14 protein-coding genes are annotated in these 12,574 nt (G+C 36.7%); 9 read left to right on the top strand and 5 right to left on the bottom strand.

The genetic code is table 11. The features are described from left to right. The first annotated feature begins 24 nt into the window (after positions 1–24). The gene (map, locus tag ACFQU5_RS15255) at positions 25–777 is read left to right on the top strand and encodes a type I methionyl aminopeptidase (protein WP_390289521.1); all 753 of its coding nucleotides are present in this window, start codon (positions 25–27) and stop codon (positions 775–777) included. A gap of 55 nt (positions 778–832) precedes the next feature. Here the strand turns inward: map and ACFQU5_RS15250 are convergent, their stop codons facing one another. Next, positions 833–1,564, bottom strand: coding sequence for a tryptophan-rich sensory protein (locus ACFQU5_RS15250; RefSeq protein ID WP_390289518.1), 732 nt, complete (start codon positions 1,562–1,564; stop codon positions 833–835). 112 nt (positions 1,565–1,676) lie between these two features. Between ACFQU5_RS15250 and ACFQU5_RS15245 the strand changes: the two genes are divergently transcribed. Together ACFQU5_RS15245 and ACFQU5_RS15240 are read left to right on the top strand one after the other, a co-directional pair. Next, positions 1,677–2,417: a polyphosphate kinase 2 family protein gene (locus ACFQU5_RS15245; RefSeq protein WP_390289515.1), complete on the top strand. Its 741-nt coding sequence runs from the start codon at positions 1,677–1,679 to the stop codon at positions 2,415–2,417. Between the two features lie 118 nt (positions 2,418–2,535). Then, positions 2,536–3,132: a GNAT family N-acetyltransferase gene (locus ACFQU5_RS15240; RefSeq protein WP_390289751.1), complete on the top strand. Its 597-nt coding sequence runs from the start codon at positions 2,536–2,538 to the stop codon at positions 3,130–3,132. 73 nt (positions 3,133–3,205) lie between these two features. Here ACFQU5_RS15240 and ACFQU5_RS15235 read toward each other — a convergent pair whose 3' ends face one another. After that, the gene (locus ACFQU5_RS15235; protein ID WP_390289512.1) at positions 3,206–3,805 is read right to left on the bottom strand and encodes a beta-class carbonic anhydrase; all 600 of its coding nucleotides are present in this window, start codon (positions 3,803–3,805) and stop codon (positions 3,206–3,208) included. Positions 3,806–3,898: 93 nt separating this feature from the next. After that, positions 3,899–4,039 carry a hypothetical protein gene (locus tag ACFQU5_RS15230; protein WP_390289509.1) on the bottom strand — a complete coding sequence of 47 codons (141 nt, stop codon included), beginning with the start codon at positions 4,037–4,039 and terminating at the stop codon, positions 3,899–3,901. Between the two features lie 389 nt (positions 4,040–4,428). Between ACFQU5_RS15230 and motA the strand changes: the two genes are divergently transcribed. The 4 genes from motA (at position 4,429) to ACFQU5_RS15210 (ending at position 8,433) form a co-directional block, all read left to right on the top strand. Then, on the top strand, positions 4,429–5,232 hold the full coding sequence (gene motA / locus ACFQU5_RS15225) for a flagellar motor stator protein MotA (protein WP_390289506.1): 804 nt from the start codon (positions 4,429–4,431) through the stop codon (positions 5,230–5,232). Next, complete coding sequence (gene motB / locus ACFQU5_RS15220) at positions 5,216–5,977, top strand: flagellar motor protein MotB (protein ID WP_390289503.1); 762 nt, start codon at positions 5,216–5,218, stop codon at positions 5,975–5,977. The genes motA and motB overlap by 17 nt, the downstream gene beginning before the upstream one ends. 451 nt (positions 5,978–6,428) lie before the next feature. Then, entirely contained in the window at positions 6,429–7,517 is a 1,089-nt protein-coding gene (locus tag ACFQU5_RS15215) for a PfkB family carbohydrate kinase (protein WP_390289500.1), read from the top strand. Between the two features lies 1 nt (position 7,518). Then, complete coding sequence (locus ACFQU5_RS15210) at positions 7,519–8,433, top strand: pseudouridine-5'-phosphate glycosidase (RefSeq protein WP_390289498.1); 915 nt, start codon at positions 7,519–7,521, stop codon at positions 8,431–8,433. A 96-nt stretch (positions 8,434–8,529) separates the two neighbouring features. Here the strand turns inward: ACFQU5_RS15210 and ACFQU5_RS15205 are convergent, their stop codons facing one another. Beyond that, positions 8,530–8,751, bottom strand: coding sequence for a DUF1128 domain-containing protein (locus tag ACFQU5_RS15205; protein ID WP_390289495.1), 222 nt, complete (start codon positions 8,749–8,751; stop codon positions 8,530–8,532). Between the two features lie 171 nt (positions 8,752–8,922). Here ACFQU5_RS15205 and ACFQU5_RS15200 point away from each other — a divergent pair, with 171 nt between their 5' ends. Further along, complete coding sequence (locus ACFQU5_RS15200; protein ID WP_390289492.1) at positions 8,923–9,252, top strand: YtxH domain-containing protein; 330 nt, start codon at positions 8,923–8,925, stop codon at positions 9,250–9,252. A gap of 26 nt (positions 9,253–9,278) precedes the next feature. Further along, complete coding sequence (locus tag ACFQU5_RS15195; protein WP_390289489.1) at positions 9,279–10,205, top strand: YihY/virulence factor BrkB family protein; 927 nt, start codon at positions 9,279–9,281, stop codon at positions 10,203–10,205. A 111-nt stretch (positions 10,206–10,316) separates the two neighbouring features. Here ACFQU5_RS15195 and ACFQU5_RS15190 read toward each other — a convergent pair whose 3' ends face one another. Beyond that, complete coding sequence (locus tag ACFQU5_RS15190; RefSeq protein WP_390289486.1) at positions 10,317–12,215, bottom strand: heavy metal translocating P-type ATPase; 1,899 nt, start codon at positions 12,213–12,215, stop codon at positions 10,317–10,319. Positions 12,216–12,574: the final 359 nt, after the last annotated feature.

Genomic DNA, 12,574 nt, shown 5'->3' with positions numbered 1-12,574 from the left:
AAATAGGAAGAAGGAACATTTAAAATGATTGTACAAACTAAAGAAGAGTTAGAAGCGTTAAAAAAAATTGGGCGAATCTGTGCTGAAATTCGTGAGGCTATGAAAGCTGCAACAAAACCAGGAATCACTACGAAAGAATTAGATGAAATTGGTGGTCGTATGTTTACCGAAGCAGGAGCAATTTCTGGTCCTAAAGGCGAGTATGATTTTCCTGGATACACTTGCATTAGTGTAAACCATGAAGTAGCTCATGGTATCCCTGGTTCTCGTGTCATTAACGAAGGTGATATCGTGAATATCGATGTATCGGGTTCGTTAGATGGCTATTTTGCTGACACAGGAATTTCTTTTGTAGTCGGAGATGGACATCCAGAAAAAGAAAAACTATGTAAAGTAGCAAAATCTGCTTTTGACCGTGCCATGACAAAAGTTAAAGCGGGTTCAAAGCTGAATCAGATAGGTAAGGCAGTTGAACGTGAAGCGAGAGATCATGGATTAACAGTGATTATGAATTTAACGGGTCATGGTGTTGGCCGTGCATTACATGAAAAGCCAGAGCACGTTTTAAACTACTTTGATGCGTGGGATACTACTATTTTGAAAGATGGAATGGTGTTAGCAGTAGAACCATTTATTTCAGAAAAAGCTGAGCATATTGTAGAAGCTGGTGATGGTTGGACATTTATCACTCCAGATCAATCACTTGTTGCACAAATTGAACATACAATTGTAGTAACAAAAGACAAACCAATTATTATTACACAACTTGAAGACTAAAAAAAATCCTGTCACTTGAGCTCATTTCAAGTGTTCAGGATTTTTTTAATGTCCTCTATTTTGGGGGATGATATGCCTTTTTAATAAGGAACACGCCCACAACCATCACGCCAGCTAAGAATAGAGCAGCAGTCGTAACTAATAGTTCATTAAATCCGTTCTGAGCTGCAATTCCGATATAACACCAACTAAAGACAATTGGGTAAGCGGTATCAAAATGATGGTACCTAAGATGAAGTGCAATGGCCGTTCCGATGGTCATTATAATGACTGCCCAAAGAGCGTTACTTATTCCAAATCCCGACCATTGATACTCTATTAATAGGTAGCAGCACTGTAAGAGCAATAAGAAGGTCGACCAACTAAAGAAAATGGCAATTGGCATTCTTGCTGTGAACAATTCCTTTTTCAATGGATATGAAAAATAAAGGCCGAATAACACAACAACCTGCATTAATAAAATCACAGTTGAAATAATGAAATAATCACTGTGCCAGCTCCATAGATAGGCAATTTGCAGAACCACTGCAAGCATGAACAAGATTGTTTGATAATTCGTGATAAAGAAATCAGTCCGACGTAACTTGGTATAATTATAAATCCAAAGGAAAAGAAATATGAAAATAACAATCCATATGTAGTAAACATAATTTGCTGGTGCAAATAATAATGGCAATCGATTTATAATATCGATTGTTGAATGCCCATTTAACTGTAGCCAAAATGCATTTATTGTAAAGAGTGTAGCTACAATGACCGAAGTAAATAATAAGATTAATCGACTCATTCATTCCTCTCCCCTCTATAAAATTATATACATTTACAAAGCTTTGAACAACATTTTCCAATAACATACATATTTTTGTATAATAGATAGTAAAAAAACAGGAGTGGTAATGATGCAGAAAATAGAAGACTTAGATTTAGATATAACTATGGATAAAAAAGAGTTCAAAATAGAACTAGAAATACTCCAATATGAAATGTTGAAGATTCAGCAACTTCTATTTAAAAATAAAATTGGTCTAATCATTGCCTTCGAAGGTATGGACGCTGCTGGCAAAGGTGGTGCGATTAAAAGATTAACACAATCACTTGATCCACGTGGTTTTTTCGTTCACCCAATTTCTGCACCTCAAACCCATGAAAGGAGCTATCATTATTTGCATCGTTTTTGGGAAAAGCTCCCTCAACATGGCCAAATAGCAATCTTTGACCGTTCATGGTATGGAAGAGTATTAGTAGAAAGAGTGGAGGGGTTTGCTAATCAAAATGAGTGGGAAAGAGCGTATAATGAAATAAATACTTTCGAAAAAATGCTGACGGATGACCGATATATTGTTATTAAGTTCTGGATTCATGTAGGTAAAGATGAACAATTATCCCGTTTTAAAGAACGTCAAACAAATCCAATGAAGTCATGGAAATTGACTGAAGAAGACTGGCGTAATCGTGAAAAGTTTGATGAATATGTGAAATGTGCGAATGAAATGTTCCAACAAACGGATTCAATTAACGCACCATGGAAATTAGTTTCAGGAAATAATAAGCATTATGCTCGCATAAAAGTATTAAGAGAAACATTTCAACATGTAAAGCAAGTAGCTGTGCATAGAGGGTTAGCGAATAACAACTTTTAGATTAGAAAAGCAGGAATAAATAAAAACAGCTTGAATAAAGAAATAGATGATGTGCAAAATGATGGAAAAGTGATAATTTGTAAGAAACTTCAAGAAAGGCTTTAGGGTACCTCTGATGATGGTTAAAAAGTTTTTGAATTTATTACATAAAAAGGGTGATAAGTTGGTAAAAATTGAGGGGGATCGCTTATTATTACGCACCTTTGTAGAATCCGATGCTAAAAGTTTAGCTGAGCTCATGCGAAGAAATAAATATTTTTGGTCCATCCATGAGCCGCTGCATGAAGAGGAATTTTACACAGAGGAAGCACAGTTTAAAAAAATATTAGAGAGTATCCATTTGCTGCGTGCAAATCGTGAATACTCATTTGGAATTTACCCTAAGGGAAGTAACGTACTTATTGGACATATTTCTTTGTATGCGATCAAACGACTTCCATACAATAGTGCTTTTATCGGTTATTCAATTGATGAAAGATACACACGAAAAGGCATTGCGACAGAAGCAGTTAATGCAGTTATTGAATTTGCATTCCGAAATGTAAAATTGCATCGCGTTGAAGCATATGTATCGCCAAAGAATACTGGTTCCATCAGAGTACTAGAAAATGCTCAATTTGTTCGAGAGGGACTATTAAGGGAGCTTTTGTATATTAATGGAAGTTGGGAAGATCATTATCTTTACTCATTACTCCAAGATGATCTCAGAAAATAAACGGCTATCCTAAATAAATGCGATTTGCAAGAAGCAATTGCATTTTTTAGGATAGCCGTCTTTTTATTAATTTTTAGACTGTTGTTTCAGTACTATTATTATCTTCTAAGTATGAATTTCCGTCGGCAAGTAATTCTAATTTACCGGTATTCGGATCGATGACAAGTCCATGGACTGGTGTCATTTTTGGCATTAAAGGGTGATTGCGAATCATATCGACGCTTTTTAATACACTTGTCGAAACATCCCCGAAACCACGAAGCCATTCAACTAAATCGATTCCTGAATACTTAACGGTATCAATGATATCTTCGTTAATCCCACGTTCCAGCATATTTCCAATCATCACATCTGGATCAATGGCGCTCATGCCACAATCATGATGTCCAATCACATACACTTCGTCAGCTTTTAATGCATACACAGCCACTAATATACTTCTCATAACAGCACCGAAAGGATGACTGACTTGAGCCCCGGCACTTTTGACAATTTTCACATCGCCATTACGCATATTCATCGCTTTTGGAAGTAATTCAACTAAACGAGTATCCATGCAAGTCAAGATGACCGATTTTTTATCAGGATACTTGGATGTGATGTAAGGCTCATACTGTTTGAATTTAACAAAAGACTCATTAAAGCTAAGAATTTCATTTAGTGAAGTTCCCATTATTCTACAACTCCTATTCTTCATTTATATAAAATCATTATATACGAAAAAAGTCAGCAAAACTCGTTAAAGAATTTTGCCGACTTAATATTTTTAGAATTTTTCAGTTGGTTTTGGATCGATTCGTACTGAAGATTTAGAATCTAATCCAACGCGTAAATAGTGAATGAACATTGCCATAGCAATCATTAACACAACGAAAAAGCCAGTTACAGTTGAAATAAACATACCCATTGTTGAAAGACTCCTTTCTAAATTAACAATTGTCATTGGAACTTATTATACTATATATCTATTAGGAATTGTAAGGAGAAACGAAAAATTCTCTTGCCAATTTCATGTAGGCTCTATGTATGAATGCCTTTTCATAAAATTTATGAGCAGAAATAATAAATATCGCAAAAATAACAGATTTTGTTTCACGCCTGTTATGATTTTTTTTATAAGTATTGTCACTACTGCAACATAAGCAAGTAATTTTGCCATCTTGAGTAATAATATCTCGAAAATTTGAAGAATTTTTGAAATAAATTTAACTTGTTTCAATCATTCTGTCATCTGACTGTAAAAAAAACAGATTCTTTGTCGAAAAAAAGAGTAGTAGAAGATTTGGAGGAACATATATGGATATATCAACGATAGTCGGGGTCATACTCGGAATTATTGCTGTTTTTGTCGGAATGGTTGTAAAAGGTGCAAGCTTAAGTATTTTAATTAACCCTGCAGCCTTTTTAATAATAATTGTCGGGACAATCGCCTCAATTGCAGTGGCGTTTCCGATGAGTGAGTTAAAAAGAGTACCTAAGTTATTTAAAATTCTTTTCACTGAACAAAAGCTTACAAATGAAGTTGAAATTATAAAGATGTTTTCTCAGTGGGCGGATTTAGCCCGCCGTGAAGGGTTGTTGGCACTTGAAAGTAAAGCAAGTGAAGTAGAGGATCCTTTCTTAAAGAACGGGTTAACACTGGCAATTGATGGTCAAAATGCTGATTATATTCGTGATGTGCTGACAGAAGAAGTGGAAGCACTTGAAGAGAGACATGCAAGTGGTGCACTAATTTTCTCGCAAGCAGGTACATATGCGCCAACCTTAGGGGTACTTGGTGCAGTTGTTGGTTTAATGGCAGCCTTAGGGGATATGAATGATATCGATAAATTGGGACATGCCATTACAGGTGCGTTCGTTGCGACTTTACTTGGTATTTTTACAGGGTATGTACTTTGGAATCCGTTTGCAAATAAGCTTAAACGCAAATCTGCAGAAGAAGTAAAATTAAAGAGTTTAATGATTGAAGGGATTTTATCGGTATTAGAAGGTGAAGCCCCTCGCGTTATTGAACAAAAACTAGCATCTTATTTACCAACGGAGGAGCGCCGTAAAATCACGGACGAAAGTGGGGCGGGTGGTAATGGCAAAGAAAGCTAAAAAGAAAAAGCATGATGAGCATGTTGATGAATCATGGCTATTGCCTTACTCTGACTTAATGACACTGCTGTTAGCCCTGTTTATCGTTTTGTTTGCTTCAAGTTCGGTCGACCAAGCGAAACTTACCAAGATGTCAAATGTGTTTAATGAGATTTTGGACGGTGGGACTGGTGTTATGGACCATACATCTGTGGTGGAAAAACCGAATACCGTAGTCGATGGAGTTTCTGAAGAGGAAGCGGCATATCTTCAAGATCAAAGAGAATTGCAGGAAATTCAAGAACGATTAGATACCTTTATTGCGGTTAATGAACTAGAGAGCACATTCGCAACAAAAATGACCGATGAGGGATTATTAATAACAATACGAGATAGTATTTTATTTGATCCAGGGAAAGCAGATGTAAAGGAAGATTATATTGCAATTGCTGATGAATTATCTAAAATATTGCAATTAGATCCAGCAAGACATATTGTGGTAACGGGACATACAGACAATATTCCACAAAGTACAGCAGAGTTTAGTTCAAATTGGGAGCTGTCAGTAATGCGTGCAGTTAACCTGATGAAGATGATTATTGATAATAATCCAGAGCTTGATCCAAAGTATTTTAGTGCAAAGGGATACGGTGAATTTAATCCTATAGCATCAAATGACACGGCTGAAGGACGAACTCAAAATCGCCGCGTAGAAGTACTTATACAACAATTGGTACAAGAAGATGGCAGTAAAGTAAATGAATAAAATGATAGACATACGGACTCGGAAGTAGGTATACTTTCGGGTTTTTTTGTCGTTAAGGAAATCAGGTAAATGCTGCTGCTAATTATTTTTGTTGTTGCAGTAATTGCGAACGATCGGTATTAAGTTGTTAAAAAACCGATTAAGTTGATTAGGGGGTAATATTTGACTAGTACGTTGTGAATGCAAATTTAGTATTGGAGTAAATGGACGATTCATAACGATAAGTGCATCGAACGGTAGAAAAGTTGGGGCTATTATGACGATTCAAGAAGAAAACTGCTGCAAACGGTAGTAAAGTGAGAGTTATTGCGACGATTCAAGAGGAAAATAGTTTGTAACGATAATTGTTTAAACTCCTATCCTTTAATGATCCATTCATTATTCATTTGACTAATATCAAACAAAAGTTTATAATTCTAAACAAATGTTTATATATTGAGGTGAATGGTTAGTGAATGAAAAAGAGCAACTCGTTCTTCAAACGATTAAGAACAACCCTTTTTTATCACAACAAGAAATGGCAGAAGCCTTAAATATGTCACGTCCGGCTCTGGCTAATCTTATCTCTGGGCTAACTAGAAAAGGTGAGATTATAGGGCGTGCCTATGTATTACCTGATAGAAGTTCGATTTTTGCAATTGGTGGAGCGAATGTCGATCGCAAGTTTCACCTTGATGGGTACGTACAATATGGAACTTCCAACCCATCTACCGTAACGGAAAGTGTTGGGGGAGTTGCAAGAAATATTGCAGAGAATTTAGGGCGTTTTGGCAATGAAGTGAAGCTTATTACACTTCTAGGGCAAGATCAAGGTGCCAAGTTCATTGAAAAGGAAAGTCAGGCATTTGTAAATCTTGATTATGTGGAAGTTATGTCCGAGGCAAAAACAGGATCGTACAGTGCAGTATTAGATTCTAGTGGGGAATTAATTCTGGCGATGGCAGATATGTCAATTTATGATTCCTTGCTGCCATCTGTAATAAAAAAGCACGAGCCACTTTTAAGTAATGCAAAGTGTATAATTGTTGACCTAAACTGTCCTAAGGAAACAATCGTGTACTTACAAGACCTTGCATGTTCAAGAGAAATTCCATTCGCAATAATCCCGGTATCTGCTCCGAAAATCAAAAATATGCCTGATGATTTAGTCGGAGTAACCTATTTCATCTGTAATCGTGATGAGGCCGAAGCGTATCTGAATATTCGATTATTAAACGACCATGATTATTCAAAGGCTGTTAAAATGCTCTTGGAAAAAGGGGCCAGTAATGTCATCTTAACTTTAGGTGATCGAGGAGCCATGGTTGGAAATGTAGAAGGCGTATTTTATTTTGAGGCAGCCAAAACAACGGAGATTATTGACGTAACAGGAGCAGGTGATGCTTTTGTCGGCGGTTTTATGCATGGGATTTTAAACGAAGAACCCTTTATGAGTGCAGTGAAATTTGGTCAAGATAATGCAAGGAAAACCTTGCAGTCAGAAAAAACAGTCAGACAAAATATTACAGCTGATGAATTAAATAATTGGAGGAATAACTAACATGGAAAAATACTTATCTTATTCACAAGAAGTTATAGAAGCAAAGGAAAAAGGGTTACCGATTGTAGCTTTAGAATCTACAATTATCTCACACGGGATGCCATACCCACAAAACGTTCAAACAGCAAGAGAAGTAGAACAAATTATCCGAGACAATGGAGCAGTACCAGCGACGATTGCAATCATCGACGGGAAAATTAAAATCGGCTTAACAGATGAAGAGCTTGAAATGTTCGGCAATGCGGATAATGTGGCGAAAACTTCACGTCGTGACTTAGGCTATTTACTTGCAACGAAAAAACTTGGAGCTACTACTGTAGCAGCAACAATGATTGCAGCTGAGCTTGCTGGAATCGAGCTTTTTGTTACAGGTGGTATTGGTGGGGTTCATAGAGGCGCAGAAACGACAATGGATATTTCTGCTGACTTGGAAGAGCTATCTCAAACTAATGTGGCTGTTGTTTGCGCTGGAGCAAAATCGATATTAGATATCGGCTTAACGCTTGAATATCTTGAAACAAAAGGTGTCCCGGTTGTAGGCTTTGGAACAGATATGTTGCCGGCTTTCTATACGAGAGAAAGTGAGTTCTCTGTAAACATCCGCTTAGATTCTGCTGAAGAAGTAGCAGATATGATGAGAGCTAAATGGGATTTAGGTTTACGAGGAGGATCAGTAATTGCAAACCCAATTCCTGTAGAAGAAGCCCTAGAAGCAAGTTTCATCAATGGAATTATTGAAAGAGCACTAGTTGAAGCCGAAGAAAACGGCATTAAAGGGAAAGATGTAACACCATTTTTACTTGGAAAAGTGAAAGAATTAACTGAAGGTAAATCTTTAGAAGCAAATATTGCCCTTGTTAAAAATAATGCAAGAGTTGGAGCAGCAATCGCAGTAGCGCTAAATCAAAATAAATAAAACTCAATTACAACTTTTAAAAAAACTTAAACAGTAAAATTTTACTCATAAAAAAAGTTTCCTCGCTAGAAAGAACTCTAGCGTCGGAAACTTTTTTTATTTTCTTAATGTGCCAAGTTCTGAAACGATAGCTTGCATTTCACTTGGGCTGAATGTGTTGCGTTTCATCACCATCTCGTAAAGATACAATATATCTTCATAATGTTCATCTGTGAAATGTTCTGATTTCATAGCGTCAACATTTACCATGCGTAGTTTTTCTTTAATTTGCTCGATCATATAAGAAACGTTTTCTTTTGATGGTTTAGTTAAATCCATTTTATCCCCACCTTTCAAGAGTATCCATATTATCATTCCATTCAATGCCCTTCTTTGTCAATAACAATTAGTGCTAACTTCAAAAAGGATTATATTTTTAATACAATGGGTAATGTAAAGAAAATATTACCATAATAAATGGGTTTTAACTTTGTGTAGGAGGTAAAAAATATGAGTGAAAGTAAATTAGTGAAATCAATTGTAGCAGGTGCCATTGTCGGTGCGATTGTTAGTATGTTTGACCGGAAGACGAGAGAACATACTATAGAAGCAACAAAAAAAGCGAAGGATCAAGTTGTTTATTATGCCAAAAATCGAGATGAGCTACAACAAATGATTGAACAAAAAGTAGAGGCAGCACAAAAAATATATGTGAATACTTCAGAAAATATTAATGCAATTGCAAGCAAAATTGAAGAAGTAAAAGAAATTCCTGCAAGTGTCCAAAATAGCTTCAAAGAAACAAAGAGTGAAATTATTCTGCCTGAAAATTTGAATTAAGTGGACCAAGGGGGAGTGGGCAAGTTGTGAGTGTAGAGAAAAAACCGCATGATGATAATGTATTATCCATAGCTAAATCCTTTGTAGACCCGGATGAGTCCAAAATTGATGTAACCACGACAAAAGGCTTTTTCCAGGATTTAATTGTAAGGATGAAAGACGTTGATATTTCGGGTATGGGAGCTCAATTAGCTTACTTCTTCTTATTATCATTCTTTCCTTTATTAATATTTATCGTGACCTTATTGCCCTATCTAAATCTGGATCAGGACTATGTATTTGACTTCATTCAAACGATGGTTCCGACAGAAGTCTTTTTATTAACACAAGGAACCCTGACTGAAATTTTAACAACGCATAATGGCGGTGGGTTGTTATCTATAGGTATTTTAGGTACAATCTGGTCTGCTTCAAGGGGAGTAAATGCCTTAATCAAAACACTGAATGGAGCTTATGAAACAGAGCCAAAGTCCGGGTTGATTAATCGAGGAATGTCATTGGTATTTACTATTGCCCTTGTTGCCGTAATTTTGATTGTTTTGTTCATCTCCATATTCGGCCATCAGTTTGCCTATAATTTGTTTGATTTTTTAGGGGTTGAAGAGACTTTCGCTAGCTTTTGGGAAATGATTAGATGGATTCTTCCACCAGCATTAATCTTCGTCGTTTTAAGCTTAATGTACTGGATTATTCCAAATACAGATCCGAGGCTGCGTGTGTTAAGCACTTTACCGGGTGCAACTTTTTCCACAATCGCATGGGTTGCACTAATCTACGGATTTTCTGTCTATGTCAATAATTTTGGAAATTATGCTTCAACCTATGGAAGTATCGCCGGGGTAATCATCCTAATGCTTTGGCTGTACTTTACAGGAATGATCCTCATTTTTGGAGGATTATTAAATGCAACCATGCATAAAAGAAGTTTAGTGAAAAAGGGTTATAAAGAATAATAAAATTAAGAGCTTTCGCAGTTAAATGCGAAGGCTCTTTTTTTGACTGTAGTTAAACTCTCGTCGCAAATAAGGAGGTGTCTCATGAGTCGCGAGACACCTCCTTATTCTTTATGACTTTAACATTCGCAATCCATTTAAAATAACTAAAATCGTACTACCTTCATGGCCAATTACACCAAAGGGCAGATCCACTATTTGTAGAAAGTTAGAAATAATTAATAAAGCAATAACCACAATGGAGAATATTATATTCTGCTTTACGATTTTTTGCATTTTCTTGGATAGAGAAACAGCGTAGGCAATTTTGGATAAATTATTTTTCATTAAGACGACATCAGCTGTCTCCAGAGCCACATCGGTTCCTCCACCCATGGCAATTCCAACAGTAGCGGTTGCCAGAGCTGGGGCATCGTTAATGCCATCGCCCACCATTCCGACATTTTTGTATTTTGCTAAGTAGTCTTTAACATAATTAACTTTCGTTTCAGGCAAACATTCAGCAATATATTCATCTACACCAGCTTCAGCTGCAATAGTCTTGGCTGTTTTTTTATTATCACCCGTAAGCATGGTAACACTGATGCCTTGCTCTTTTAAAAGCTTTACTGCTTGTTTTGCTTCATCACGCACCGTATCTTTCAAGGCAACTAGTGCTGCAATGCCTTCTTGATCTCTTAGAAAAATCACCGTTTTACCCTCTTCAGTAAATCTTTCAGCTGCATGGTCTGCGTATTGCTGAGCCTCATCTTTTCCTACAAAATCAGGCTTTCCAACTAGATAAGTGGAACCTAGAATATTTGCTTTAAGTCCCCATCCTGGTACATCTTCGATTTCAATCCCTTGAGTATGGTGGATATTTCGTTCTTTTGCATATTTTGTAATTGCTTGCGCCAATGGATGGTTCGATTGTGATTCAATGGACGCTAAAGTGGCAATAGTTTCTCTCTCGTTTAAAGATCCTCTAACAATCACATCCGTCACGACAGGTGTTCCGAAAGTTAATGTACCTGTTTTATCTACGGCTAATAGTTTCAGAACACTTAAATGTTCTAAATGCACGCCGCCTTTAAAGAGAATCCCGTTTTTAGCACCATTCGAAATTGCTGCTAATGTTGCTGGCATGATCGAAGCCACTAACGCACATGGAGAAGCGACTACCAATAATACCATTGCCCTGTAAAAAGTTGTTGTAAAGTCCCATCCGAGTAGAAAGTAGGGGAGAAACAACATTAAAATTACGGCAAGTAAAACAAATTTTACGTAAGTCCCCTCAAAGCGTTCAATAAATTGTTGGGAAGGGGATTTTTCGCTTTGTGCTGATTGCACAAGGGTAATAATTTTTTGGAAAAGTGATTCTGAGCTTGGCTTTGTCATTTTGACAGTCAGCGTCCCATTCAAGTTCACTGTCCCGGCATACACCTCTTCGCCAATTTCTTTCGTAATCGGCAGAGACTCGCCGCTAATAGTAGATTCATCGATTGAAGAAATGCCTTTGAATATATGCCCATCTACAGGAATTCTTTCACCGGGTTTAATTAATAAATGATCTCCAACCTCTAATGAAGATACAGCTACTTTTATCGGCTCAAATCCACCTCGAACCAGCCATGCCTCTTCAGGCTGTAATTTCATTAAGGAAGTGATTTCACGATGACTTTTATTCATGGCATAGGTTTCAAGAGCACCACTTAGTGCAAAGATAAAGATAAGGATGGCTCCTTCTGTCCAATAACCAATTATGGATGAACCAATTGCTGCTAGAATCATCAACAATTCTACATTTAAGTTCCTGTTTTGAAGAGTATCCAGTATACCTTCCTTTGCTTTTGCATAACCACCAATGACAAAGGCCGTTAAATAAGCAATAACAGAAGCCGTGGACAAACCTGTGGATTCCATTCGCCAGGCAAGTAATATGATGAGACCTGAGGCAATAGCGGCAATCAATTCGCCATGTTCCTTTATTTTCTCAATTAGGTAATCATTTTCTCGATTAGAATGTTTCATATAAGCCTCCTTTTGATAATGAATATCACTATCAAAATCAAAATGAATTAAGTTATGATAATAGTTTTCAATTGCGCTTCATTTTATGAATAATAATTATTAATTTATAATGATTATAATATAAGGTGGTTGAATTGTAAATCGAATACATTCTTTTTATGAAAAAGGTGAATAAAGTGTTACTTTGAGGAGGGCACAAGTTCCCATGGAGAAATAAAAAAGCTGTAAGAATCATAGATTCTTACAGCTTTTCAGGTGTGCCCGGCATGTGCATGAACTATAGGGTGCAAGTCCCGAACCCCGAAGACAGAAGTAGAGGTTAGCCAAGAGCAAGGGTGTCCGTGGTGACGCGGAATCTG

The sequence above is a fragment of the Ureibacillus sp. GCM10028918 genome (genome assembly GCF_042666115.1).
In the GTDB taxonomy this organism is placed as follows: Bacteria; Bacillota; Bacilli; order Bacillales_A; family Planococcaceae; genus Ureibacillus.
The sequence above is the reverse complement of the archived record's forward strand: the minus strand, read 5'-3'. Positions and strand labels throughout refer to the sequence as shown.